Source organism: Ruegeria sp. HKCCA0235A, from assembly GCF_013033235.1.
Lineage (GTDB): Bacteria > Pseudomonadota > Alphaproteobacteria > Rhodobacterales > Rhodobacteraceae > Ruegeria.
The window spans coordinates 43,008-68,878 of sequence record NZ_WQDQ01000011.1 but is presented as its reverse complement, the minus strand read 5'-3'; the positions used below and the strand labels follow the sequence as shown (position 1 = coordinate 68,878).

General features: G+C 61.1%; 17 protein-coding genes. 8 read left to right on the top strand and 9 right to left on the bottom strand.

Annotated features, from left to right (window positions below; genetic code table 11):
• The 3 genes from GOW56_RS17520 to GOW56_RS17510 are packed head-to-tail and all read right to left on the bottom strand — an operon-like array spanning position 1 to position 3,085.
• The gene (locus GOW56_RS17520; protein ID WP_171117057.1) at positions 1-885 is read right to left on the bottom strand and encodes an esterase-like activity of phytase family protein; all 885 of its coding nucleotides are present in this window, start codon (positions 883-885) and stop codon (positions 1-3) included.
• Positions 858-1,721 (bottom strand): penicillin-insensitive murein endopeptidase, encoded by an 864-nt coding sequence (mepA, locus tag GOW56_RS17515; RefSeq protein WP_171117055.1) that lies wholly within the window; start codon positions 1,719-1,721, stop codon positions 858-860. The genes GOW56_RS17520 and mepA overlap by 28 nt, the downstream gene beginning before the upstream one ends.
• Positions 1,718-3,085, bottom strand: a complete 1,368-nt coding sequence (locus GOW56_RS17510; protein ID WP_171117052.1) for an MFS transporter — start codon at positions 3,083-3,085, stop codon at positions 1,718-1,720. The genes mepA and GOW56_RS17510 overlap by 4 nt, the downstream gene beginning before the upstream one ends.
• Positions 3,086-3,213: 128 nt before the next feature.
• Here GOW56_RS17510 and GOW56_RS17505 point away from each other — a divergent pair, with 128 nt between their 5' ends.
• The 3 genes from GOW56_RS17505 to yaaA all read left to right on the top strand — a co-directional run bounded on the left by GOW56_RS17505 (position 3,214) and on the right by yaaA (position 6,421).
• Positions 3,214-3,501, top strand: a complete 288-nt coding sequence (locus GOW56_RS17505) for a YggT family protein (RefSeq protein WP_005980077.1) — start codon at positions 3,214-3,216, stop codon at positions 3,499-3,501.
• 76 nt (positions 3,502-3,577) lie between these two features.
• Positions 3,578-5,617 carry a DNA helicase RecQ gene (gene recQ, locus GOW56_RS17500; RefSeq protein WP_171206680.1) on the top strand — a complete coding sequence of 680 codons (2,040 nt, stop codon included), beginning with the start codon at positions 3,578-3,580 and terminating at the stop codon, positions 5,615-5,617.
• 33 nt (positions 5,618-5,650) lie between these two features.
• Positions 5,651-6,421: a peroxide stress protein YaaA gene (gene yaaA, locus GOW56_RS17495; protein WP_171117049.1), complete on the top strand. Its 771-nt coding sequence runs from the start codon at positions 5,651-5,653 to the stop codon at positions 6,419-6,421.
• Between the two features lie 90 nt (positions 6,422-6,511).
• Here the strand turns inward: yaaA and GOW56_RS17490 are convergent, their stop codons facing one another.
• Positions 6,512-8,770, bottom strand: a complete 2,259-nt coding sequence (locus GOW56_RS17490; RefSeq protein ID WP_171206679.1) for a response regulator — start codon at positions 8,768-8,770, stop codon at positions 6,512-6,514.
• A gap of 116 nt (positions 8,771-8,886) precedes the next feature.
• Between GOW56_RS17490 and GOW56_RS17485 the strand changes: the two genes are divergently transcribed.
• Together GOW56_RS17485 and pbpC are read left to right on the top strand one after the other, a co-directional pair.
• A complete protein-coding gene (locus tag GOW56_RS17485) occupies positions 8,887-14,313 on the top strand; it encodes an alpha-2-macroglobulin family protein (protein WP_171206678.1) in 5,427 nt (1,808 codons plus the stop codon).
• Between the two features lie 36 nt (positions 14,314-14,349).
• Entirely contained in the window at positions 14,350-16,386 is a 2,037-nt protein-coding gene (pbpC, locus tag GOW56_RS17480) for a penicillin-binding protein 1C (RefSeq protein ID WP_171206677.1), read from the top strand.
• Here pbpC and GOW56_RS17475 read toward each other — a convergent pair.
• The 4 genes from GOW56_RS17475 to GOW56_RS17460 are packed head-to-tail and all read right to left on the bottom strand — an operon-like array spanning position 16,383 to position 23,060.
• The gene (locus GOW56_RS17475) at positions 16,383-18,425 is read right to left on the bottom strand and encodes a hypothetical protein (RefSeq protein WP_171206676.1); all 2,043 of its coding nucleotides are present in this window, start codon (positions 18,423-18,425) and stop codon (positions 16,383-16,385) included. The genes pbpC and GOW56_RS17475 overlap by 4 nt on opposite strands.
• Positions 18,422-21,184 carry a DUF4159 domain-containing protein gene (locus GOW56_RS17470; protein WP_171206675.1) on the bottom strand — a complete coding sequence of 921 codons (2,763 nt, stop codon included), beginning with the start codon at positions 21,182-21,184 and terminating at the stop codon, positions 18,422-18,424. The genes GOW56_RS17475 and GOW56_RS17470 overlap by 4 nt, the downstream gene beginning before the upstream one ends.
• Positions 21,181-22,056 (bottom strand): DUF58 domain-containing protein, encoded by an 876-nt coding sequence (locus GOW56_RS17465; protein WP_170346772.1) that lies wholly within the window; start codon positions 22,054-22,056, stop codon positions 21,181-21,183. Before GOW56_RS17465 ends, GOW56_RS17470 begins: the two co-directional genes overlap by 4 nt.
• Positions 22,053-23,060, bottom strand: a complete 1,008-nt coding sequence (locus tag GOW56_RS17460; protein WP_171206674.1) for a MoxR family ATPase — start codon at positions 23,058-23,060, stop codon at positions 22,053-22,055. Before GOW56_RS17460 ends, GOW56_RS17465 begins: the two co-directional genes overlap by 4 nt.
• Before the next feature lie 64 nt (positions 23,061-23,124).
• Between GOW56_RS17460 and GOW56_RS17455 the strand changes: the two genes are divergently transcribed.
• On the top strand, positions 23,125-23,700 hold the full coding sequence (locus GOW56_RS17455; protein ID WP_171206673.1) for a DUF1285 domain-containing protein: 576 nt from the start codon (positions 23,125-23,127) through the stop codon (positions 23,698-23,700).
• Here GOW56_RS17455 and GOW56_RS17450 read toward each other — a convergent pair.
• Positions 23,683-24,651, bottom strand: coding sequence for a DMT family transporter (locus GOW56_RS17450; RefSeq protein ID WP_171117036.1), 969 nt, complete (start codon positions 24,649-24,651; stop codon positions 23,683-23,685). The genes GOW56_RS17455 and GOW56_RS17450 overlap by 18 nt on opposite strands.
• Positions 24,652-24,809: 158 nt before the next feature.
• On the opposite strand from GOW56_RS17450, the gene GOW56_RS17440 reads away from it, so the two are divergent.
• Together GOW56_RS17440 and GOW56_RS17435 are read left to right on the top strand one after the other, a co-directional pair.
• A complete protein-coding gene (locus GOW56_RS17440; RefSeq protein ID WP_171206671.1) occupies positions 24,810-25,565 on the top strand; it encodes a hydroxypyruvate isomerase family protein in 756 nt (251 codons plus the stop codon).
• Positions 25,566-25,639: 74 nt separating this feature from the next.
• The gene (locus tag GOW56_RS17435) at positions 25,640-25,870 is read left to right on the top strand and encodes a DUF2798 domain-containing protein (protein ID WP_171117031.1); all 231 of its coding nucleotides are present in this window, start codon (positions 25,640-25,642) and stop codon (positions 25,868-25,870) included.
• Position 25,871: the final 1 nt, after the last annotated feature.

Below are 25,871 nucleotides of genomic sequence, written 5' to 3'. Positions count from 1 at the left end.
TCAATCGGGCAGCAGATACTCGACCAACTCGGTCCGTTGCAGTGCCAGAAAGTTGTCATCCGAGATCATCGTGGCCCGCAAACGTCCCCGATCATCCCGCCAGATCGACAAGCCTTCGAGGTTGTCATGCGCGCCGGTTCCGGTTTCGAACAGGGTTTCCTCGGCGTTTGGCACGTCGCCTGTCAGATCCCATCGCCGCAGGCGCGAGCGAAATCCGATTGCCGTGAGGTTTCGCTCCAACACGTAGAACCGCCCATCAGGACCGAAATCAGCGGCAACCGGTTTGAACCAACCACGCTGGGGCAGAACAAATGGGGTCGACCAGGTTTGGCCATTCCAGCGATAGACGGGAATATCTCCGTCCGAGGTGCGGTTCGTTTCCGGCAGCGTATACAGCCGCCCGCGCCTGTCGATGGCCAGACCTTCAAAGGACCCGTTGTCGGCGAGATGCTGAAATGCCTGCGGGCGTGGCAATACACGCGCCTTCGTGCCCGGTGCGGGGTAATGGGCGACGCGGTGCACCCCTTCGAATGAGATATAGAATCCACCGTCAGGAGCCGCCGCAATCCCCTCGGAATCGCCAACGCCGCCGGACATAAGATGCCCGTTGCTGGACAGAACCGGCCATTGCCCCAGAATGCGAATGCCGGTGATCTCGCCATCAAGACGGTCAATGCGCGCCGTCACCAACCGTGCCCGGTCGCTCAGCGCCATCATCTGCTGCCCATTGTCCGAAATGAGCAGCGCCGAGAATCCACCGAACCAATCCGCCTTGTCACGCCATGCAAAACTGCTTTGATGTGTGGCGGTTTTTACATCCACTCCAGGGGCCGCCGTGGCCAGAAACAGTGCCGCACCTACTTGGATTGCAAGACTGAGGCGCATTGTTTCGGCAAATCGGCCAGCACATATTCCCGGCGTTTCTTGGGCGGCGGCGCGTTCGGATCGGGCGGCGGCGGGTTCAGGATGTTACGCACCCATTGTTGCGCCTCGGCACAGCCATCGCCCTTGGGTGGTGCATCCTGGTTGACGCATCCCTTTGATCCTCTTGGGCATTTCAGGCGTACGTGAAAGTGGTAGTGATGCCCCCACCAGGGCCTGATCTTGCGCAGGTAGGCCCGGTTGCCTTTTTCATCGTTGCACATCTGAACCTTAGCCCCGGGGAAAACGAAGATACGTGCCACGCGCTTGTCCTTGGCGGCTTCGCGCAGTACCGCGTGGTGCTGTTTGGTCCAGTTGCTGTTGACATAGGCACCGTTCGAGCGGCGCAGCGATATGGACGAAATATTCTCGCGCGCCTTGCGCGACAGGCGCATGTTGTCACCCGGAAGCATCCAGATATCGATATCCAACCCCAGCTGGTGCGAGCGGTGGCCCGAAGTCATTGGCCCGCCCCGCGGCTGGCTGATATCCCCGATATAGAGACCGTTCCAACCCGGCTGTTTCGCTGCAAACCGGCTGAGGTCCTGCACGTAATCGATCGCTTCGGGGTGCCCCCAGTTGCGATTGCGCGACAGCCGCATTGCCTGCCACGTGGGCCCGGTCTCGGGCAATTGAACCGATCCGGCCGCACATCCGCGCGAATAACTGCCGAACGCCGCTGCTTTTTGTTGCGAGCTTACCTTCTGTGCCCCGAACAACTGCTTTGCCAAGGGCTGCGCTGATGCCGTATTCGCCAGCGCGGTTATTACCAATAGTGCCAAAAAACGTAGTAAAATCATCTGCTCTGATCCCCTTCAGGTCTGACCCAGCGCATCAGGAATAGACCCAGAATAAACAACAGAATGATTGGTGACACCCCTAGACGCGCACTGCCGGTTGCGGTTGTTGCAATCCCGATCAACAACGGGGCCGCAAAAGCGGTCGCGCGCCCCGACAGACCATAAAGACCAAAGCTTTCGACCGGGGTTTCGGGGTCGGTGTGGCGCACCATCATCGAACGGCTGGCCGATTGCAGAATGCCTCCCATGCCACCGATCAGCACACCACAGCCAAAGAAGACCAGGTCAGGCAGGTTGGATCCGTCAGGCAGGCCGATGCCGTAGATCTGCGTCCGGTCCATCGACACCACTGTGACGCAGACAAAAATCAATACCCAGATCGCCACCAATATCACTGGTTTCGGGCCGTATTTCTTGTCTGCCTTCCCCCCGATCCACGCAAAAACGGCCGAAGCGAGAACGCTGACGATCCCGAATACTCCGATCTTGATCAGATCCCATTCCAACACCAGCCGCGCATAGACACCACCAAAACTGTACAGCCCGTTAAGTGCGTCGCGATAGAACATGGACGAACCGAGGTAACTGGCCAGACTGACGCGATAGCGCAAGTTAGACACTGATTTCGACAACAGGCGCAGCGCCTCACCCACGCTTCCTTTCCTGTCTGTCGCCGCATCTTCGCGGACCCAAAGGAAGTACGGCACCATGAACAGAATGAACCAGATTGCCGTAAATGGGCCGACAAAACGCGTGCCTTCCCGGGTGGCGGCATCCAGACCAAAGGCGGGCACCATCCCGATCAGGGTTTTGCCGTTTGGCTGTTCCACAAACAGCGCCAGCATGATCGCCAGCGAAATCAGCCCTCCAAAATAGCCAAAGGCAAAGCCAGAGCCCGAGATCTCGCCCACTTCGCTGTCATCGCCCAGATCGGGTAGCTGCGAGTTGATGAAGATCAGCGCATATTCCGCACCTACGAAGCCGAAACCAAAAGCCGACAGCATTAACCACATGTTCGAGCCATCGGGCATCGTATACCAAAGCGCCGCAGACCCGACCGCATACATGACCGAAAAGGCAAATATCCACGGGATACGCCGCCCCGAAACATCCGCCATCGCCCCCAGCAGCGGCGCGCCAAAAGCGATGATCAACCCGGTGATCGTCAGACAGTTCGCCCAAACAGTCTGCGCGCGCGCCGCAGCCGCCTGCGCATCCAGCCCTTCATTAGTGAAATACCCGGCGGCGACGCCTGCGAAGTAGGGGCCAAAGACAAAGGTGACCAGAAGGGTATGATAGGGCTGGCTGGCCCAGTCAAAGAACCACCAGCCCCAGATGCGCCTGCGCTTGGATATTTCTGCCATCTCTGCCCCTGTTTATCGTTGCGATTATATGACTGGGCTTTAATTCAAATCGCAAGCGTTGAGTGCCAGACACTTGCTCTTTGTCGCTATGGTGCTTAGGTCTCGGCCAACTAGAATACGGAGAACCCATGCTGTCGCTGATCCAAATCCTGCTGCTGATCCTGGACATTGTCTGGTTCATCATCCTGGCCCATGTGATCATGAGCTGGCTGATCAACTTTCAGGTGCTCAACCTGCACCAACAGCTGGTCGCGCAAATCTGGTACGGGCTGAACCGCCTGTTAGAGCCTATTTATGGCCCGATCCGGCGTATCCTGCCCAACATGGGCGGTCTGGACCTGACGCCGCTGGTGGTGCTGATCGGGGTCTATGCGCTGCGGATCATCCTGATCAACAACGCGGTCTATTTCTACTGACCTCTTGTTCCCCGATTCCGACTGTGTGATTGTCCGTTCAAGAGCAGTCAAATCTTGAAACAGGGCACCCCCGCACATGTTCGACGCCGCGCCTCTGCTGCGAGATGTCTTTGGATTCGATGAATTCCGCCCCGGGCAGGAAGAGATCGTCGATGCCGTAACCGCCGGCCAGAACGTGCTGGCCATCATGCCCACGGGCGGCGGCAAATCCCTGTGTTATCAACTGCCTGCCCTGCTGCGCGACGGGGTGACAGTGGTGATCTCGCCGCTGATCGCCCTGATGCGCGATCAGGTGCGGGGGCTGCAAGAAGCCGGGGTCGAGGCCGGTGCGCTGACCTCGGGCAACACCCCCGAGGAAACAGATGCCGTGTGGGAGGCTCTCGAGGACGGGCGGCTGAAACTGCTTTACATGGCGCCTGAACGGCTGGCCGCCGGGTCGGCGCTGGGCATGTTGCGGCGGATCAATGTCAGCCTGATCGCGGTGGACGAGGCCCATTGCGTCAGCCAGTGGGGCCATGATTTCCGCCCTGATTATTTACGGATCGGAGAGCTGCGGCGCGCGCTGAACCTGCCCTTGGCCGCCTTCACTGCCACGGCGGATGCGGAAACCCAGGACGAAATCGTCGAGAAACTGTTCGACGGCACGCCGCCGCGCAAGTTCCTGCGTGGCTTCGACCGGCCGAACATCCACCTGGCCTTTGCCGCCAAGGACGGCCCGCGCAGGCAGATCCTGGATTTCGCCGACGCCCGCCGGGGCCAGTCGGGCATCATCTATTGCGGCACCCGCAACAAGACCGAAATTCTGGCGCAGGCGCTGCGCGAACAGGGCCACAGCGCCTGCCACTATCACGGCGGGATGGAGGCCGAGGACCGCCGCATCGTCGAAACCCGCTTCGCGCGCGAGGACGGGCTGATCGTGGTGGCCACCGTGGCCTTCGGCATGGGCATCGACAAGCCCGACATTCGCTGGGTCGCCCATGCGGACCTGCCGAAATCCATCGAGGCCTATTACCAGGAAATCGGCCGCGCCGGGCGCGACGGCGGGCCGGCTGAGACCCTGACTCTGTTCGGCCCCGACGATATACGTTTGCGGCGATCCCAGATTGACGAGGGGCTGGCGCCACCCGAACGCCGCATGGCGGATCATGCGCGGTTGAACGCGCTGCTGGGGTTGGCCGAGGCGCTGCACTGCCGCCGCCAGACCCTGCTGGGCTATTTCGGGGAACAGGCCGCACCCTGCGGCAAATGCGACCTGTGCGATACACCGCCCGAAGTATTTGATGGCACAACACCCGTCCGAATGGCCTTGTCCGCGATTCTTCGCACCGAGGAATGGTTTGGCAGCGGTCATCTGATCGACATCCTTCTGGGGAACGAGACCGACAAGATCCGCGCCCGTCGTCATGATGGCCTGTCCACCTGGGGCATCGGCAAGGACTGGTCGCGCGTGCAATGGCAGGCGATATTCCGCCAGATGATGGGGCACGATCTGGTGCGCCCCGACCCCGAACGCCACGGGGCCTTGCGTATGACCGAGGCCGCCAAACCTATTCTCAAGGGCGAGGCAAAGATCAACCTGCGCAAGGACGCCCTGCGCAAGGCAACCCGTCGCCCCGCCGTGAAAGCCATGGTGTCCGATGAAGATGCGCCTTTGCTGTCGGCTCTCAAGGCCAAAAGACGCGCTTTGGCAGAATCCGCCCGGGTCCCTGCCTATGTCATTTTTCCGGATCGCACCCTGATCGAAATGGCGGAAAAACGCCCCATGACGCTGGACGAGATGGCCCGGATCGGCGGCGTCGGCGCCAAGAAGCTGGAACGGTATGGCGACACCTTCCTTGAAGTGATCGCGGGCGAGGCCCGGGCGTTGCACCCGGCGCGGCGCAAGCTGGCCGGTCGCGATCAGGGCGACATCTATGACCGCTTGCTGGAAGTACAGTCCCAATTGTCCCGCGGTCCCGACGGGATAGACAAGCCTCTGACCTGCTCGGCCTCGCAACTGGCAAAGGTGGCACAGATGCGCCCGGATGACCTGCGCGGGCTTGAACAGGTGCTGGGCGACCGGCGTCACGAAAGGTTTGGCACCGCCTTTCTGGACGTGCTGCGTGAGGCGGGCTAGATACACCGGGACAGGTAAGGAAAGAGGGCAGGTATGCTGGTGGTGATTTCCCCGGCCAAACGGCTGGACTGGACAGAGCGGGATGTTGAAGTCACACAACCCGATTTTCAGGATGATGCGATCAGACTATCCAAAACCGCACGCAATCTGACCCTTGGCGATCTGAAAAAGCTGATGGGTCTGAGCGATGATCTGGCGCGCCTGAACCGCGATCGCTATCGTGCTTTTTCCGACATGCCAGACGCTGATGCAACGCGCCCTGCCGCGCTGGCCTTTGCGGGGGACACCTATCAGGGTCTGGAAGCAGCTTCGCTCGATCCTGACGAACTGGCATGGGCACAGGATCATCTGCGCATCCTCTCAGGTCTCTATGGTGTCTTGCGGCCACTCGATGCGATACAGCCCTACAGGCTGGAGATGGGCAGCAAGCTGAAAACACGGCGCGGCAAAAACCTTTATGAGTTTTGGCGCGACCAGCTGAGCAAAGCTCTGAACGCACAAGGCAACATGATCGGCAGCGACGTTCTGATCAACTGCGCCAGTCAGGAGTATTTCGGCGCCGTGGACCCGAACGCGCTGAAATTGCGCGTCATCTCGCCAGTGTTCATGGAAGACAAAAACGGCACTCCGAAAATCGTGAGTTTCTTTGCCAAAAAGGCGCGTGGTGCAATGGCGCGATATGTCATTCACCACCGCCTGACCGACCCCGATGCCTTGCTGGATTTCGATACGGGCGGTTACGCGTATCGTGCTGACCTGTCGGAAAAGGATAAACCTGTCTTTGTTCGACCTTATTCGGCCTGAGACCCTGACAGCCTGATCGATACTTCCTTCCACGGTTTTGGGCCGTGGGTCCGGGCGAGGGGCCAGCCCCTCGCGCTCCCCGGGATATTTTCAGCCAGATGAAGTGGGATCCTGTTTGCGGTCACACATGGGTGCATGCTTCTGGGCGAGGTGATTGTCCATGACTTCGCTTACGCCATCCGGTTGGTGTTGCAGGATCATTTGATGAATGTGGTTTTTGCGCAGCGGTTTCGTCATGTAGTGATCCAACCCCGCGGACAGGATGCCCTGATCGTCACCGGCCATTGCATGAGCCGTCAAGGCGACGATCGGGACATGACGCCCTGTTTCGACCTCAAGCCTGCGGATTTCAGCAGTGGCCTGTTTGCCGTCCATTTTTGGCATCGATATGTCCATGAAGATCAAGTCCGGGTCAAATTCCTGAAAGATCTCGACGGCTTCTATTCCATTGGGCGCAAATCGCAGATCTATATGCAGGTCTTTGACCATCTTTTTAAGGATCAGCTGGTTGGTAAGATTGTCCTCGGCCGCAAGTACCTTCATGCGCCTTGTTTCCAAGACCTTGGTTTCTCGGCCGTCAGAGACGGGTTTTCGCTGCGTCGAACGACGTTCTGGCGGCGGGATGTCCTTGAGAGCCAAGAGCCTGGAATACAACTCGGCCCTGGGGATCGGTTTTTGCAACACACCGTCGATCAGTTCACGGGCTGGGTGCGTGTGGATCAGAGATGGATTTGCAGACATCACGATGACCGAGGCGTCGCCCCACCCACGGTCTTTGAGGGTGACGGCAAGATCCAAGCCATCCATATCCGGCAGATCATGATCGCACAGGACAAGTTCAATCGCGTCATGCATTTCTGCCAGCGCCTCGGCCCCTGATGCGCAAACCGTCACTTCGGCCCCCAAACGGCCAAGTTGTTTCGCCAGAATGGCCCGGTTTACGGCCAGATCCTCGACCACCATGACGTGTTTCACGCAATCCGCCAGTTTCGGAGGCTCGGGCTGTGGGCCTTCTGCCGTGGGCAGCGACACCCTGAACCCGAAACAGGATCCCCGACCCGGTTCGCTTTCGACCCAGACTGAACCGCCCATCATGGTGATCAGGCGCCTGGTGATCGCAAGACCCAACCCGGTACCTTCAAATTGACGATTGCGTTCATCTTCGACCTGATTGAACTCACCAAAAACGTGGTTGATCTTGTCCGCATCGATACCGATGCCGGTATCTTCGATGGCAACATGGATGTCGCATGTCTGAGCCTGAGCATGCGGAACGCCTGTCACACGGACCAGGACATGCCCTTCCGTGGTGAATTTGACTGCGTTGCCGACCAGATTGGTCAGAACCTGCCGTATTCGGCCCGGATCGCCCACGAAAAGGGTGGGCAGGAACAGGTCGTAATCCACAAGCAACGTGAGCCCCTTGTCGCGCACGCTTGGCTGCAACAGCATTGCGACTTCAAGAATGCAGCGCTCCAGATCGAAGGGTTCAGGGTGCAAAACCAATTTGTCCGCCTCGATCTTGGAGTAATCAAGCACGTCGTTGATGATAACCAACAATGCCTCACCCGAATTGCGGATGGTGTTGACATAGAGCCGCTGTTCTTCGTCCAGCGGAGATTCATCAAGCAGTTCGGCCATACCCACGATACCATTCATCGGCGTGCGGATTTCGTGGCTCATATTGGCGAGAAATGCTGATTTGGCCCTGTTGGCTGCTTCCGCCCGTTCGCGGGCAGCCTTCAGTTCTGTTTCGTGCCGGACCGACGCGGTGATGTTGAGCGCCAGGCTGACCACGTCACCGCCGCTGCCACGCTGATCGATCAGGCGGATGTAGTGACCGTTCCACAATTGCATGACGATCGGAGGTGGATTGGCCCGATTCCAGCGTGCCTGCATTCTGGCCTGCCATTCCTCGGCAGTTTCGTCACCGGTATCGACAATTCCTTCGGTGGTCAGCAATTGCAGAATGCGCTGGTAGGAAATCCCTGGCGCCACCTCATCCAGCCCTTCAAACACGCTGAGATACGCAGCGTTTGCGCTGATGAGCCTGCTGTCGCCGTCAAAGAATGCAAACCCGTCCTGAATCGTCTGGATCGAATGCCAAAGGCGGCGTTCGGCAATCTCGATCTTGGCATGAGCGACGGTGAGATCGGATTTGACCTTTTCGTTTTCGCCACGAACGGTTTCGACTTCGGCCTGAGTTTCACCAATGCGCCTGGTCAACGCCATGGCGTGTTGGCCCAGTTTGCGATTGGCGGCCGAAAGTTCGGCCTGTTTCAAGGCAAGCATTCGTTCGGCTGCCAGACGCGCACGCCGTTCCTGTGCCAGTTTGTTTGCAAGACTCATTTTGATCGATTCCGGGACGTTCGGATCTCAGCATCGCGACAGGGAATGAAAAACTCTTTAAGCCGTTGCGCTACAGGCGCGCGCCATGCAAGGTTGAGCGCAAAGAGGAGAGCACGATGCACCGCTTTGTTTTTATTTCAATAACTTACTTAGTTTTCCTTCTGATCCTTCCCGCTGCCGTTCTGGCGCAGAGTGCGGTGCCCGAGTTCCGCTATGTCACCTCTCGGGATACGGATTTTTACGGGTCGGATCTGGATCCGTTGTTCGACACCGATCTGAAGTCCTGTATTCAGGCCTGCTCGGCCAACGCGCAATGTACGGCGTTCACCTACAACACCCGATCCGATGCCTGCTTTCCCAAAAGTGGCGTGAACCGACAAGAGGCGTATCAAGGCGCATTGTCCGCGCAAAAGGTGCCAAGCAGCGAACAGACCCTAACCTTGGGAAAAACGCGCGCAAAAGCACTGAGCGTCCTGAGTTCTGACGATCTGGTGCACGCAAGAAAACAAGCCCGCGATCTGGGATTCCTGCACCCGGCAGGGGGGTATGACCTTCAGGCCGTTCTGGATGCGGCGCGCGACACGGGCAGTGTCGCACAAGCGATGCAGTGGACCGGTGTGGCCGTATCGCTCAGCGACAGCGCGGATCTTTGGGTGGAATATGCGCGCCTGCTGCTGGCCATGAACCCTTCGGGTTGGAACGAGCGGCGCGACCTGCGCAACCGCGCGCTGAATGCGGCGATCAATGGCTATCTGCGCGCCGAAACCCCCGGCACCCAGATCGCTGCCCTGATGACCCTTGCGGACGCCCTGGAAGAGGTTGAGCGCGGGCGCGACATGATTCCCGTTCTTCAACTGGCCGAGCAGGTGCAGCCGCGTGAAGACGTGCTGACCGCATTGGACAAAGCCATCGGCAAATACGGTTTCCGCGTGGTCGACAGCTCGGTCGAAAGCGATGCGGCAGCCCCCAGGATCTGTTTCGAATTCTCGGAATCGCTGGTCAAGGCCGGGGTCGACTATGATCCCTTCGTTCAACGTGACGCCGACGGGCTGGTCGTGCAGGCCGAGGACAGCCAGCTTTGCATCGATGGGGTCGCGCATGGCCAGCGTTATCGCCTGACATTGCGCGAAGGCTTGCCTGCCGCCTCGGGCGAAGCACTGAATCGCAGCATCGAACTGATCCATTATGTACGCGACCGGACGCCTTCGGTTCGGTTTCCCGGGCGCAGCTATGTCCTTCCGAAATCTGCCGACGCGGCCTTGCCCGTCGAAACTGTCAATGTCACCGAACTTGACCTGACACTGCGGCGGGTCAGCGACCGGAACCTGTTGCGGGCCGTGCAACAGGACTTTTTCGGCCGCCCGCTCAGCGAATGGCAGGAGGAAGAATTCTCGGACCAGATTGCCCAGGACATCTGGACGGGTACTGCCGAGGTTTCAAACCAGTTGAACCAGACCATGACGGCACGTCTTCCCATGGCCGAAGCGATCTCGGATCAACCTGCGGGTATCTATGCATTGACCGCCCGCGTTCCGGGGGCCGATCCCTATGACGATCCCGGCGCAACGCAATGGTTTGTGCTTTCTGATCTGGGGATCAGCACCGCCCTGGGCACTGACGGGCTGCACGTGACCGTGCGCGGGCTAAGCGACGCGACACCGCGCGAAGGTGTCGAAGTTTCGCTGGTCACTGGGGCGAATGCTGTCATCGCATCGGCACAGACCGATGAAACCGGCTATGTTAGGTTCGATCCGGGCCTGACACGCGGCAAAGGGGCCAACGCGCCTGCTCTGGTGACGGCGGCAATCGATGATAGGGATTTCAGCTTTCTCTCGCTGACCGATCCTGCCTTTGACCTGTCGGATCGCAGCGTTGAAGGGCGCGCACCGGCGGGGCCGGTCGATGTCTTCCTGACCACCGACCGAGGTGCCTATAGGGCCGGCGAAGTGATCCATGTCACCGCCCTGTCCCGCGATGGCAAGGCGCAGGCCATCGAGGGCCTGCCTCTGACGGCGATCCTGTATCGCCCGGACGGGGTGGAATACCGCCGGTCTGTCTCGGATGGCGGTGTTGCCGGGGGCCATGTCTTTGCCCTGCCCGTGGCCGCAGACGTACCGCGCGGCGCATGGAAGATTGAAATCATATCCGATCCCAAGGGCGATGCGCTGGCGCGTCAGACCGTTCTTGTCGAGGATTTCCTGCCCGAGCGTATCGATTTCGAACTGACCCTGCCCGACGCACCCTTGCGCCCCGGCGACAGTCCACCGCTCGCGATCGACGCGCGCTATCTGTTTGGAGCGCCGGGGTCGGACCTGAGCATTGACGGGCAGGTCATCGCCCGCCCGGCGGACACGGTCCCGGGCTACGACGGGTATCGCTTTGGCCGCTATGATGCAGAAACCTCGATCAAGAGCACATATTTCGGAGACACGCGCACAGACGCAACCGGGCACGCGACCATGGCGGTCAAAATCCCCGTGTTAGAGACTGAAGGAAAGCCAATCGAGGCCGAAATCGTCGCCCGGCTGGCGGATGGCTCGGGCCGCCCGGTCGAGCGTCGCCTGACCGCGCCCGTCCTGCCGCCGCACCCTGTTATTGGTGTCAAACCCCTGTTCGACGAAGTCATCCCGGAAGGCACCGAGGCTGCGTTCGAGATCGTTGGCCTGTCTCCTGAGCTGACGCCCATTCCTATGCGTCTCCGCTGGACGCTGAACAAGATAGAAACGCGCTATCAGTGGTACCAGCTTCACGGCGACTGGAACTGGGAACCGACAACGCGCCGCAGCCGTGTCGCCACCGGCGAGGTAGACGTCTCCTCTGACCCTCTGATGCTGACCCAACCGGTGGAATGGGGGCGCTATGAACTGGTGGTGCAGCGAGTTGACGGAACATATTCCGAAACCGCCGTCGATTTCTATGCGGGCTGGTATCAGGCCGCCGATGCATCGACCACGCCGGACCGGCTTGAAATGTCGTTGGATCGCGGCAGCTATCACATCGGGGATACGGCGCAGTTGCGGATCGTGCCCCGCATGGCCGGTGTCGCTCAGATCGAAGTCCTTTCGAACCGTCTGATCCACCGCCAGATCGTGGGGGTGCCCGAAGGGGAAACTCTGATCCCGATTGAGGTGACCCAGGATTGGGGCGCCGGGGCTTATGTCACCGCAACCGTGATCCGCCCAATGGATGTTGCAGCCGGTCAGAACCCGGCGCGGGCAATGGGTGTGGCCCATGCCAGCATCGATCCAGAGGAACACAAACTCTCCGTAACTGTCGATGTGCCCGAGGTCACCGCACCACGTCAGACGCAAAAAGCCCGTATCAGGGTCGAAAACACCGTGGACGACGAACCGGTCTGGCTGACGCTGGCCGCTGTCGACGTGGGCATTCTGAACCTCACAGGGTTCGAAAGCCCGGACCCGCAAGGATACTATTTCGGGCAGCGCCGTCTGGGCGTTGATCTGCGGGATGTCTACGGGCGACTGATCGACGGCATGACCGGAGCCATGGGCACCGTGCGCTCGGGCGGCGACAATGACAGCGGGATGCGTCGCCAGTCTCCGCCGCCGACGCAAGACCTGATGGCCGTGTTCAGTGGCCCGGTCGAGATCGGCGCGGATGGTGAGGTTGAGATCGACATTCCCCTTCCCGCTTTCAACGGAACCGTCCGCCTGATGGCCGTCGCGTGGTCGCACAAAGCCGTCGGCCAGGCCGAAGCTGAAATCATCGTCCGCGACCCGGTTGTCGTCACCGCCAGCCTTCCGCGCTTCCTTGCCCCGGGCGATCAAAGCCGGATGCGTCTTGAGATCGTCCATGCGGATGGCACATCCGGAGAAATGGCACTTGGCCTGACCGCCTCCGATGGTTTGGAACTGAGCGCGGCACCGGCCAGCTTTGTGCTGGAGGACGGTGGCAAGGCAGTTTTCGAGATCCCGATCACGGCCAGCGCCATCGGCGATCCTGAAATCAGCGTATCGATCACCACACCTGATGGACGGGACCTGTCGCAAACCCTGCGAATGCCGGTGCGGGCCAATGATCCGGTGATTGCACAGACGCGGCGTTTTGCCTTGGGCGCAGGCGATAGCTTCCTGTTTTCGCAGGATGTGTTTGACGGGTTCCAGCCGGGTTCAGCCAAGGCCATCCTGTCCACCGGAGCGTTGGCCAAATTCGACACGCCCGGTCTGCTGGATCAGCTGAACCATTACCCCTATGGCTGCACCGAACAGATCACCAGCAAAGCGCTGCCGTTGCTGTACCTGTCATCCGTTGCGCAAGCCACGGGGCTGGGGGATGGCCCGGTTGTGGATCAACGCATCGCCGATTCGATCCGCAGTATCCTGACCCGTCAGGCCGCAAACGGCGCCTTTGGCCTGTGGCGCGCAGACAGCGGGGATTTCTGGCTGGACGCCTATGTGACCGATTTCCTGTCCCGTGCCCGCATTCAGGGGCATCCCGTGCCGGACCGGGCGTTTGCTCAGGCGATGGATAATCTTCGGAACAGGGTCAATTACGCGCCTGATTTCGACGAAGGCGGTCAGGACATCGCCTATGCCCTGATGGTTCTTGCGCGGGAAGGCGCGGCCTCGATGGGCGATCTGCGCTATTACGCGGATGTCAAAGGGGATGCCTTCGACACCCCTCTGGCGGCGGCGCAACTGGGCGCAGCTCTGGCCTCTTACGGCGACCAGACCCGCGCGGATGCGATGTTCAACCGTGCCGCGCGGATGCTGGATCGGCAACAGAACCAGCAACAGAACGTCTGGCGCGCTGACTACGGCACCCACCTGCGGGATGCAGCGGGCTTGTTGAGCCTTGCAGTGGACGCGGGCAGCGAGGCGATTGACCGCGATGCTTTGATCCAATGGGTGAGCACGGGCCGCACGCCGCTGTCCACTCAGGAGGCCACGTGGTCATTGCTGGCGGCGCACGCGCTTGTGTCTGACCCAACGGGATCGGGCTTGATGGTCAACGGGGCGCCGGTTTCCGGTCCGTTCGTGAAAGTTCTGCAATCCGGACAGGCGGACGAGATCAACGTCACGGCCGCCGACGATCAGGCGACGGATATCACCTTGACGGTCACAGGCATCCCTGAGGTTCCTCCCGAGGCAGGCGGCACCGGCTATGCAATCGAACGGCGGTATTACTCGATGGATGGTGATCTGATCGATTCAGACAGCTTTGCCGTGGGTGATCGGTTCGTCACCGTATTGCAAATAACACCGTTCGAAAACGGCGGCGCGCGGCTGATGGTGAACGATCCACTGGCCGCCGGGATCGAGATTGATAACCCAAGCCTGCTGCGCTCGGGCGATGTCCGATCGCTGGACTGGCTGGATCTGTCCGACGCCACCCATACCGAGTTCCGCTCGGACCGATTCCTGGCCGCCGTTGATTTATCCGGTCGTGAAACCGTGACGCTGGCCTACGTGGCGCGCGCCGTGAAACCTGGCGTCTTCCATCATCCGGCGGCCTCGGTCGAGGACATGTACCGCCCGCGGAACCGGGCGCGGACATCTACCGGACAGGTCGAGATCCAGTGACCGGCCTTGCGCCATACCCTTGTTTGGGCGGTCGACATGCCTAGGCGGACGAAGCTCTTGTTTGCGCTGGCCGGAGCACTCTATCTGACGGCACTGGCACGGGATGGTGTTGACCGCTGGGTCGATGCCACGACGCTGCCTTCCGTTCTGGCTGAAACTTCGGTCGAGATGCGGGGCCGGAATGGCGAGCTTTTGCGGGCGTTTCCAGTCGAGGATGGCATCTGGAGGCTGCGGCCCGGCGCAGTTGACCCGGATTTCATCGCGATGCTGATCCGGTACGAGGATAAACGGTTCTGGACCCACGCCGGAGTGGACCTCATCGCGATGCTGCGGGCTGCCGGGCAAAGCCTGTGGAACGGGCGTAACGTGTCGGGCGGGTCCACCCTGACCATGCAGGTGGCGCGGTTGATCGAAGATGGCCCAACCGGGCGCTGGAGCGGAAAATTTCGCCAGATCAGAGTCGCATTGGCGTTGGAGCGGCGTCTGAGCAAACAGCAAATCCTGAACCTTTATCTGACCCATGCCCCCTATGGTGGCAATCTGGAAGGGCTCCGTGCCGGCGCCCGCGCGTGGTTTGGAAAGGACGCCACGCGGCTGACCCCCGCGCAAAGCGCCCTGTTGGTTGCGTTGCCGCAATCCCCCGAGGCCCGGCGCCCGGATCGCAAGCCCGAGGCTGCCCGACAGGCCCGCGACCGGGTTCTGAACAGGCTGGTGCGCCACACCGTCCTGACCGATGCCCAAGCGCGTGCGGCCATGACCGACCCCCTTCCGGATCGGATGAATCCGTTTCCGCGCTTTGCACCCCATCTGACTGACCGCGTGAGGCGGCAAGCACCCGCAATCCAGGCCTTCGATCTGACACTGGATGCCGGATTGCAGGCCCGGTTGGAAACCTTGGTGGCACAGACCGCCAACCGCGTCGGACCACGCGTTTCCGGGGCTCTGATCGTGGCCGACCATCGCAGCGGCGAGGTTCTGGCATCGGTTGGATCTGCCGGGTACCAAGATGCCCGTCAGGGGTTCGTGGATATGACCCGAGCCGTAAGGTCGCCCGGATCGACCCTGAAACCTCTGGTCTACGGGCTGGCCTTCGATCAGGGGCTGGCCCATCCCGAGACCCTGATCAGCGACAGCCCCGTGATGTTTAGCCGATACGCACCGCGCAATTTCGACGGCGCCTTCCGTGGCGATGTCCGGGTGCGGGACGCCCTACAGCTGTCGCTGAACATCCCCGTAGTGCGCCTGACGAATGAGCTGGGGCCCGCTCGGTTGATGACGGCTTTGCGGTTGGCCGGGTCAGAGCCACGTCTGAATGGCGCAACACCCGGATTGGCGATTTCTTTGGGTGGCGTGGGGTTGAGCCTGCACGATCTGGTACAGGTTTACACCACTCTGGCAGCTGGCGGTACAGGCCCGATCCTGCATCATGACGTTCTGGCAGACGCCCAGCGCACCCGGCGCGTTCTGTCGGAAACCTCGGCATGGCAGGTTTCGGACATTCTGGCCGGGCTTGCGCCACCGGCAGGCGGTGCAACAGGGTCGCTGGCCTACAAGACTGGCACGTCTTATGGCCACCGCGATGCCTGGGCCATCGGCTTTGACGGGCAGCACGTCATAGGGGTCTGGCTGGGCCGCGCCGATGGAACGCCTGTTCCCGGTGCATTCGGGGGCGACCTTGCCGCACCCCTGTTGGCCGAGGCTTTCAACCTGTTTAAACCCGACCTCACGCCCCTGCGCCCACCGCCGCCTTCGACCTTGCTTGTCGGCGCGGCCCAATTGCCTCAACCGTTGCAGCGATTTCGCCCCCGCACGACAGCTTTCAAGGATGATCCTTCCGCGCCGGACCTGCTGTTCCCGCCCGATAACGCCGTGTTAGAGACGTCAGGAGCACCTCTGACGGTCAAACTGCGTGGCGGCGTCGGGCCGTTTTCCGTACTGGCGGATGGCGTGCCGGTGCTGACCGGGCAGCGGCGACGAGAGTTCGAAATCCCCAATCCGGGGACCGGCTTCACCTCACTTGTCGTGGTGGATGCGCAAGGTCAATCCGACAGGGCGTCAATCAGGATCGATTAGCGCCGACCCTCGCGCAGCCAACCGCCCAACAGGAAACCTCCTGCCAACAGCAATACCAGCCAAGGTGGCAGCAGACCCGCCTGGGTAACATCCCGAGTCTCGTAGGCATCGCGCGGGGTCAGACCGATCCAGCCCCGACCAGCCGCCGGGCGCCCGGCGCGCACGTTGCGGATCGACGGCAACCCATCTTCCACCCGGATCACGCCGCCCCGCATGCCGGCCAGAACCGGTTCAAGAACATCCCCCGTTGCGATGGTGCGTTCAAACTCCTTCGGCGCGGCGGGACCAAGCCCGATCACGGCCATGTGGTCACCTTCCTGCAAACGGTAAAGACCAATTTCGGGCCCATAGTATTGCGCTTCGAACCGCCCCGGAGAGACCTCTTGCAAGGTGATTTCCAGCGTTTCGCCGTTCGGGCGCGTCACAGTCACCGGACCCACATCATCCCCAAGCGTCTGTCGAATGATGCGCATGGATTGGCCGTTGGCTTCGGCCCACAGCGCCTCTTCCTCGAGTTCGGGTTCCTTCATCATCCAATGGGCCAACCTGCGCAAAAGCTCCAGTTGCGGGCCGCCGCCTTCAAAGCCACGGCTCCACAGCCAGGCGTGGTCCGAAGCCAGCATTGCAACACGCCCTTCTCCAACTCGGTCCAGAACCAGCAGGGGGCGTTCGTCAATGCCTGTCATCAGAACCTCGCCCGAGCGATGGTTCACATCGATCTGGCGCAACCAGGCCCCCCAATCCTCGGAATCGCCAAGATTTGTTGTCACCGGATGGCGCTGACCCAAGTCGCTGACCTTCGGAACATAGCGTTCCTCGAAGACACGCGCAGAGGGTTGAGCCGGCAGGATCGGTGCCAGCGGCGACCGGAAAATGCTGTCAGCTCCGGCGAAATCGGGACCGGCCGCAATCAGAACCGCGCCGCCGTCATTGATATAACTGGTGACGTTGTCCAGATAGATCGCAGGCAGGATGCCGCGCCGCTTGTAGCGGTCGAATATGATCAGATCGAAATCGTTGATCTTTTCCAGAAACAACTCGCGGGTCGGGAAGGCGATCAAAGACAATTCGTCCACCGGCACGCCGTCTTGCTTCTCGGGCGGGCGCAGGATGGTGAAATGCACCAGATCGACCGAGCTGTCGGATTTCAGCAGGTTGCGCCATGTGCGCCCACCCGGATGAGGTTCACCCGAGACCAGCAGAACGCGCAGGCGATCCCGAACGCCGTTCATCTGGATCAGCGCGGTGTTGTTGCGGTCGGTCAACTCGCCTTCGGCCAGGGGCACGGAAAACTGGATCACGTTGCGCCCGCCATGAGGCAGGGTGACAGGCAGTTCGACATCCCGACCGATTGGAATACTCAGTTGCTGAGGCTCACCACCATCCACGGAAATCTCCAACGGCGCTGTCGCGGCACCCGCAGGGGCTGCTCCGCTGTCTTCAACGCGCAGGGTCAAAGTCACCGATTCACCGATGATGGCAAAAGCAGGCGCATTTCGGACGATAAGCCGGCGATCCCAGTCGTCCGCACGCCCGGTTTGCAGCAGATGCATCGGCGCCGGCAATTCCGGGGCCTGATCGGCATCGTGCACGATCCCGTCCGATACCACCAGAATGCCTGCGATGCGCGCACGCGGTTCTTCGGCCAGGGCCTCATTCAGGGCGGCCATGACCTGCGTGCCCTCATCCCCGTCACCGTCGCCGACCCGAATGCGGCGCAGTTCCGTATTGTCCCGCGCCTCGATCTCGGCGGCCAGATCTTCGGCGGCCTGCACCGTTTGTTCGGCCCGGTCCGAAAGTGACTGGCTGGCGCTTTCATCCTCGATCATCAAAACGATATCCGTCAGCGGCGCGCGGTCCTCGACTTGATAGACCGGACCGGACAGTGCCGCGATGACAACCAGGGCCGCCAATCCCCGCAAGGCCCAGCCCGACAAACCGCGCCACAAGGCCAGAGCTACTCCGACAGTGGCAATCGCCCCCACAGCAGCCAAAAGCGGCCACGGGATCAGAGGGTCGAATATGACGGTTCCGGTCATTGTCCCAACCTGTCCAAAAGGGCGGGCACGTGGACCTGATCGGATTTGTAATTCCCGGTCAGCACGTGCATCACCAGATTGACGCCAAAACGATTGGCCAGTTCGCGTTGCCGTTCCCCGGCATACCCACGACCGACAGGCAAAAGGGCCTGGCCGTTGCGATCCACGGCCCAGGCCCCGGCCCAGTCATTGCCGCCGATTACCACCGGTGTCACGTTGTCATTGAGGTTTCGGAAAGGCATCCCTTCGATCTGTTCTGCATCCCCGGGTGCAGCTTCGACCCAGACTTCTGCGCCGGAATAGCGGCCCGGGAAATCCTGGAGCAAATAGAATGTTCTGGTCAGGACGTGATCGCGGGGAATCGGCTCTAATGCAGGGATATTCAGCGGTCCGGCCAGTTGCTGCAACTTGCGGCCATTCGGACTGGATGCGCCGAAACCGGCAATATCCGCATCGCGCGTATCAAACAGGATCATCCCACCCGAACGCAAATAAGCGTTCAGTTTGATATACGCCTCGGCCGAAGGTTGCGGCTGGTTCGGCGTAATGGGCCAATAGAGAAGCGGAAAGAATGCCAGTTCGTCTCGTTCCAGATCAACGCCGATTGGGTCCGCCGGTTCGACAGAGGTGCGAAAGAACAGGGTTTGCGCCAAGCCCCGCAATCCGGCCTCGGCAATATCGTCCACCTGCGCCTCACCGGTCAGCACATGCGCCAGCACAAGCTCGTGCGTTGCGGCAAGGGCAAATTCGGTATCTTCGGGCGTCTGCGCCTGTACGTCCGGCACCAGCAGAAAAGCGGCCATCGCGGCAGCCGCCGTTCGCGCCAGACCCAGCCTGCCCGACAAGGCCAGCGAGGCAATCACGTCAACCGTCAGCAAGATCAGTGCGAGGCTGAGCAACAGGCCACCAAGCGGGGTTTCCGTGCTGACCTCCTGCCCTTTGATCGGCACATTGGCGGGCCAGGTCACCGGGCGCAGCTCGGTTTCTTCCGAGACCACGTTCAATGCCAGCTTCTGCTTTCCGCTTTCATAGAGACCCGGACGCAAATCTGGCCCGATCCGGCCCGAGATCAGCTGAACGCCATCCACACCGGCCAGGGTTCCGGCATCTGACAGGGCGCCAAACCCGTCCATAATCTGAACCGGCTCCCACGTGGTGCCTTGCAGTTGCGATTCTTGCCGCGACTTGGCTGCCGAAGCCACGGCCAAACGATCTAGCATCTCGACGAACAGGCCCGACAACGGCAGGCTGGACCATTCGGCATCCGCAGTGACGTGAAACAGCACCACCTGCCCAAGCCCCAAAGCCTTGCGTGTCACCAACGGAGTTCCGTCGGACAGCGAAGCAATCACGCGATCCGCCAAGTTAGGGTCTGGTTGCGCCATGACTTGGGTCGAAACAACCACGTCCTTTGGGATATCCAGGCCAAAAAACGGAGAGCTCTCGGGGAATGGAGCCAGCGTCTTGGCTTCGCCCCAGCTCATCGCACCGCCGACGGATCGTCCACCGCTGCGCAGCCGCGCCGGCAACAGGGTGTCTTCGGTGTCCCTGCCCAGATCGCTGGCCGCCATGCGCGGACCGGCAAAACGCAGCAGAAGCCCGCCCTGTTCGACCCATTCGATCAAAGCGGCCTCTTCCGGCTCCGACATCTGCGCCACGTCCGACAGGACGATCACATCCGGGTTGGCGGGCAGAACCTCAAGCAGGCCGCCATCGACAAAATCCGCGGTCGGGACCAGGACCTGCGTCAGGTAATGCAGGGGTGACAACAGCTCCAGCCCTTCACGGTTGCGGGTTCCGGCAATCAGCGCAACCTCGCGCCGGCGCAGACTGTCATCGGTCAAAGTCACGGCCCCGGCGGACCTTTGGCCCTGTATTTCAAACCGCGTGATCCGGGCGCGCAATTCCGACGGCAGTGCCAGATCGGCCTGCGCCGTGGTTTCGCCGGCTTCAAGGGTCAGCTCAACGGAATGCAGCACCCGGGCCGTGCCCGCCGGATCACGGCCTTGCGCCAATACCGTCACGCGGTCTTCCGGGCCGGGGCCCGCGCGCTGAACGGTCAATTGGATCAGCCCGTCCTGATAGGCCGCAGGCCGGATCGCAACGGGCCGAGACGCCGCCTGATAGACCGTCACATCACCGCGCGCCTGAAGGCTGGACACCAGCTCAGCGTGGTCTGCATAGCCCAGCCGGTCACTGAACCAATGGGTATCAAACCTGCCGTCAACGGCGTTCAACGCGGCAATGGTCTGAGCAATCTGATCCGCATTCGGCTGCCAGGGGTTCGGGGTCAGCCCCGGCAAACGCCCGCGCCACGCTTCCGCAGCCTGAAATACAGGTGTTTCCGGCTCTGTCAGGCGCAAAATCGCAACCGTGCGGCCCGCGCGCCCGGCTTCGGACAGCTGGGTGTCGATTTGGTCAAGTGTCGCCGGCCAGCGCGCGGCACCGGCCCAACTGGCATCCAGCACCAGCAGCAGCGGCCCGGTTCCGGTTTCATCCCGTGACGGGTTCAGAACCGGCCCTGCCAGCCCGATGATGATCGCAGCCGCCGCCAGCATCCGCAGCAGCAGCAGCCACCACGGGGTGCGGTCGGATACGCTTTCGTCATCCTTCAGGCCCAGCAGCAGCGTGACCGCCGGGAACAAGCGGCGGATCGGTGCGGGCGGAACAGCGCGCAGGATCAGCCACAGGATCGGCAGGGTCAGAAGACCCAGCAACACCCAGGGCGCGGTAAAGCCGATGCCCGCCAGAACCGTCATCGCGTTCCCCCGTCCAAGGCCCGATAAAGCCACAACAGAGCCGCTTGCGCGCTGTCGCCCGTGTGATGCAGGCCCAGTTGCCAGCCCGTCGCTCGGCATAACTGCGTCAGCGCGTCCTTGCGGCGTGCGAGGCGTTCCAGATAACGATCCCGCAACTCAGCAGCCTTGAGCGTTTCGTGTCGGACGGACCCTCCGACGCTTTCGAAGATGGTGCGCCCGCGATAGGGAAACGACTCTTCACCCGGATCCAGTACTTGCAGAACCACGCCGCGCACGCCACGGTCGGCGGCTTTGGTCAGGGCCAGTTCAACCTCATCCATGGGGCCCAGAAAATCCGAGATGAACACGGCGCGGGCATGAGGGATCATGGCGCGGTGTTCGGGCGGGGCGTAATCCGCTTGATCATCCTCGGACCAGGCCTGCGCCAGCCGGATGATCTGCGCATTGCCGCGCCGGGGCGGCAAGGTGGTGCCGGTCAGGCCGACACGTTCACCACCGCGCACCAGAAGGATGGATGTCGCCAGCCCCAACAGCCGGGCGCGATCCGCTTTGGTCGGCAGGGTCTTGTCGGATGCAAACCGCATTGAAGCCCCCTGATCGACCCACAGCATCACGGATTGCGCGATCTGCCATTCCCGCTCACGTACAAACTGCTGATCCCCCCGCGCCGAGCGGCGGTGATCGATCATGCGACGGCTGTCGCCGATCTGGGCCGGACGGTATTGCCAGAAATCATCCCCCATGCCGGACCGCCGTCGACCGTGGTCGCCCAGCAGAACGGTACCTGCCAAATGCTCGGCCCGCGCCAACAGGGGCGGCAGCCGTGATGCCTCGGCTTCGGATCTTTCGCGAAGGGTCAGCGCGGCATTCACGCCGCGGCCTCGGTCCGGATCAGCCCGACAGCGGTCGAGTCGATCAGATCAGCAAGGCTGTCGCCACGCGCCCGTGCCGCAAAGTTCAGTGCCATCCGATGGCTGAGCACCGGGCGCGCCATGTCCAGAACATCCTCGGCATTTGGCGCCAGACGTCCCTGCAACATGGCACGCGCCCGCACCGTCATCATCAGCGCCTGCGCTGCACGAGGGCCCGGGCCCCAGGCCACGGTTTCGGCAACCCGTTCGGACACACCGGATTCTTCGGGGCGGAAGGCCCGCACCAGATCAAGGATCAGCTCAACGACGGATTCTCCGACCGGCATCCTACGCAACAGGACCTGCGCGGCCAGCAACTCTTCCTTGCTGAAAATCTGATGCGCGTCCTCTTCTTCAACCCCTGTCGTGGCCAGCAGAATATCCCGCTCGGTCTGACGGTCGGGGTATTCGACATCGATCTGTACCAGGAACCGGTCAAGCTGCGCTTCGGGCAGCGGATAGGTGCCTTCCTGTTCAATCGGGTTTTGCGTTGCCAGCACATGGAAGGGCGTACCCAATGAACGGTCCTCGCCTGCCACGGTAACGGTGCGTTCCTGCATCGCCTGCAACAGCGCCGATTGTGTCCGCGGGCTTGCCCGGTTGATTTCATCCGCCATCAACAACTGACAGAAGATCGGGCCGGGAATGAACCGGAAATGGCGGCTGCCATCGTCGGCAGTGTCCAGAACCTCGGAACCAAGAATATCGGCGGGCATCAGATCGGGCGTGAACTGAATGCGGCTGCCATGCAGGCCCATCACCGTCGACAGAGTCTCGACCAAGCGTGTCTTGCCCAAACCCGGCAGACCGATCAACAGGGCATGGCCGCCGCACAAAAGTGCGGTCAGCGTCAGGTCCACGACCCTCTCCTGCCCGATGAAGCGGCGGGTGATCGAGGCCTTGGCCTCTTGCAGCTTGTTTTCCAGCGCTTCGATCTCGGCTACGAGGTCGGCAGGTTCGGTCATGACTTTCCCTTCCGTGGACTATTATGATTGAAGTGTATCGCGCTGAGAGGAAATGGCAAAAGCAATGAGCGGACAAAAACCTGTGAAACCGTCGCCAGATGGTCTGGCGGCATCGGTCAAAGCGGCCAAAACCAACGGTTTACCGCCCGTTCACCTCTGGAATCCTCCGTTTTGCGGCGATCTGGACATCAAGATCGCAAAAGATGGCACATGGAGTTATTTAGGCTCACCCATCAACCGTTTCGAGCTTGTGAAGCTTTTTTCCTCAATTCTTAAGAAGGAAGACGGCAAGTACTTCCTCGTCACCCCGGTCGAAAAGGTGGGAATCACTGTCGAAGACGCGCCGTTTGTCGCTGTGGATTTCGACCGGGACGGGGATGGAAAGGACCAGTCCTTGACCTTCACAACCCATGTTGGCGACAGGGCTGTGGCCGGAGCTGATCATCCGATCCGAATTGTTATAGACCCTGAAACAGACGAACCCTCACCCTACATATTGATCCGCGACAACCTCGAAGCCCGCATAGACCGCAAAAGCTTTTACCGCCTCGTCGAGATCGGAAGGCACCATGACGGCTGGTTCGGTGTTTGGTCAGGCGGGCAGTTCTTTGGCCTGATCCCCTCAGCCGACCTGAGCTGACCGTGGCGCGCGATCCTGTGCCAGCACGACAGCCATTGCAACAATGCTCGCACCCAATGCCCGGGTCCAGTTCCATTCGTCCCCCAGCATCAGCATGATCAGCATCACGTAGAACGGGGCAACATTGATGTGAAAAGAGGCCAGCGCCACGCCCAGCTTGCCGACGGAGGTGATGAAAAATACCTGGCTGAGACCCATGGAGATAAGCGCATAGATCATCAGCATGCCTGCCTGCTGCATGTCGAACGCAGTTGCAGGCATCACGTCCAGACCAAACTGCGCCGATCCAAAAACCAGCAGCGATGCCATGGCCAGCCCTCCGACAAAGGTGATCGTCGTGCGTCCGGTCTGGCTCAGTTCGGCGAAATCCCGGGCGGTTGCCATGCTGGCCCAGCAAAATAGCACCGTTGATCCAACCGCACAGGCCGCGCCCAGACCCAACTGGGCCGGGGCCAAGGCGCTGGTGGCGATCAACCCGCCGACAATCGATACAGCCACGCCCAGCGCAAAATTCCACTTCAGCCGGCGTGTGCCAGCAGCCAATTCAAGCAATGTGGCCACCAAAGGTGCGCAAGAGACGATGATTGCCACCGTTACCGGGTCGGTTAGCTTTTGCGCCAAGATCAACAGGAACATTCCCAACCCGATTCCAAGGCCGCCGACGGTCATTGCATGACCCCAGCGGGCTGAAACAACCCGGCGCGGCCCGTCCAGAATCACCCAGACCGGCACCATCACCAACACGGCCAGCGCCAGTCGCGCGGCCAACAGGGCGACGGGCGGCCATGTTTGCAACAGCACCTCGGCCGCCGGAAACCCCGCCGCCCATGTCAGCATCGAAGCCACGGCTAACCCGTTACCCGACAAGGCAGAATGCTGTCCCGCCGGCGCAGAAAGGCTGTTCCCGCGGACGGGGTCTGGGCTCATCGCCATCGTTTTCAAACCTTCCATTGGCACGGCGTCAGAGAATTGATTCGCCGCAATGCAGGAAGCGTTTCCGATTTCATCGGGTCGATCTGGTCGAATTTCGACAAACTGTCGTTTTCTGTCACTTTCACAGAAATCAACGCGCGGATAAGGTCGGGCCACCAGAAATCCATGGGCCGCCTATGCCAAAATTCGCCGCGAATATCTCATTGCTCTTTGCCGAACTTCCGTATCTGGATCGGTTTCAGGCAGCGGCAGATGCCGGGTTCCAGGCGGTCGAGATCCTGTTTCCGTACGAACTTGCTGCAAAAGAAACCCGGCGTGCCTTGCTGGCCAACGGGCTCGAACTGGTTCTGATCAACGCGCCCCCACCGAATTATACCGGTGGCGTACCGGGTTATGCCGCCATCCCCGGCGGTGCGTCCCGGTTTCAGTCTGATATCCGCCGCGTTCTGCGCTACGCTCAGGTGCTGCGGCCGGGCTTCATTCATATCATGTCCGGATACGCAGCCGGGACGGATGCGTTGGACTGCTTCGTGCAAAACTTGCAGTGGGCCGCCGATTTCGCACCGCAGCAGACATTTACGATCGAACCCCTCAATCCGATGTCCCAACCCGGCTATTTCCTGAACGACTATAATCTGGCGACCGAGGTACTGGGCCGCGTGGATCGCCCGAATGTCGGTCTGCAATATGACAGTTTTCACGCACATATGATCCACGGCGACGCGCTGGCCGTCTGGGAGCGTTTTCACCCCAGTGTTGTCCACGCCCAGATTGGGGCCGCCCCCGAACGTTCTGAACCGGGACGCGGGCCTACGGATTTCGCGCAGCTTTTCGCGGCAATGGATGATGCTGGTTACAGCGGTTGGGTCGGCGCCGAATACGCGCCTTCGACGGCTCGAACGGATGCGACCCTGGCTTGGATGCGACGTTAACGACGTTCATTGGTCTGGAATTCGCTGCCCGAAAGGCGCACATATCGGGCAAGCCGTTTTCGAGGATGCCCGATATGATTCCTGCCCGCTTTGCCCATGCCATCTTTGGACTGATCATGTCAGGGCTGATGTCGTGCATCGTCACCGGGATCGCTACGGTCAAGGCAGTGGGGTTCCATCCTGAAACGCTGGGCGACTGGATGGCGTCCTGGGCCTTTTGCTGGCCCATCGCGTTCACGGTGATCCTGGTCCTAGGACCTTCGGTGAAACGTATGGTCGAAGGGTGGGTCAGGCCACAGGGCTGAC

What these genes read in the sequence shown, in the direction of transcription:
- GOW56_RS17520 (WP_171117057.1), bottom strand. Translation starts at nt 885, where the DNA reads ATGCGCCTCAGTCTTGCAATCCAAGTAGGTGCGGCACTGTTTCTGGCC.
- GOW56_RS17485 (WP_171206678.1), top strand. Translation starts at nt 8,887, where the DNA reads ATGCACCGCTTTGTTTTTATTTCAATAACTTACTTAGTTTTCCTTCTG.
- yaaA (WP_171117049.1), top strand. Translation starts at nt 5,651, where the DNA reads ATGCTGGTGGTGATTTCCCCGGCCAAACGGCTGGACTGGACAGAGCGG.
- pbpC (WP_171206677.1), top strand. Translation starts at nt 14,350, where the DNA reads ATGCCTAGGCGGACGAAGCTCTTGTTTGCGCTGGCCGGAGCACTCTAT.
- GOW56_RS17505 (WP_005980077.1), top strand. Translation starts at nt 3,214, where the DNA reads ATGCTGTCGCTGATCCAAATCCTGCTGCTGATCCTGGACATTGTCTGG.
- GOW56_RS17460 (WP_171206674.1), bottom strand. Translation starts at nt 23,060, where the DNA reads ATGACCGAACCTGCCGACCTCGTAGCCGAGATCGAAGCGCTGGAAAAC.
- GOW56_RS17450 (WP_171117036.1), bottom strand. Translation starts at nt 24,651, where the DNA reads ATGGAAGGTTTGAAAACGATGGCGATGAGCCCAGACCCCGTCCGCGGG.
- GOW56_RS17435 (WP_171117031.1), top strand. Translation starts at nt 25,640, where the DNA reads ATGATTCCTGCCCGCTTTGCCCATGCCATCTTTGGACTGATCATGTCA.
- GOW56_RS17510 (WP_171117052.1), bottom strand. Translation starts at nt 3,085, where the DNA reads ATGGCAGAAATATCCAAGCGCAGGCGCATCTGGGGCTGGTGGTTCTTT.
- GOW56_RS17475 (WP_171206676.1), bottom strand. Translation starts at nt 18,425, where the DNA reads ATGACCGGAACCGTCATATTCGACCCTCTGATCCCGTGGCCGCTTTTG.
- GOW56_RS17440 (WP_171206671.1), top strand. Translation starts at nt 24,810, where the DNA reads ATGCCAAAATTCGCCGCGAATATCTCATTGCTCTTTGCCGAACTTCCG.
- GOW56_RS17490 (WP_171206679.1), bottom strand. Translation starts at nt 8,770, where the DNA reads ATGAGTCTTGCAAACAAACTGGCACAGGAACGGCGTGCGCGTCTGGCA.
- recQ (WP_171206680.1), top strand. Translation starts at nt 3,578, where the DNA reads ATGTTCGACGCCGCGCCTCTGCTGCGAGATGTCTTTGGATTCGATGAA.
- GOW56_RS17455 (WP_171206673.1), top strand. Translation starts at nt 23,125, where the DNA reads ATGAGCGGACAAAAACCTGTGAAACCGTCGCCAGATGGTCTGGCGGCA.
- mepA (WP_171117055.1), bottom strand. Translation starts at nt 1,721, where the DNA reads ATGATTTTACTACGTTTTTTGGCACTATTGGTAATAACCGCGCTGGCG.
- GOW56_RS17470 (WP_171206675.1), bottom strand. Translation starts at nt 21,184, where the DNA reads ATGACGGTTCTGGCGGGCATCGGCTTTACCGCGCCCTGGGTGTTGCTG.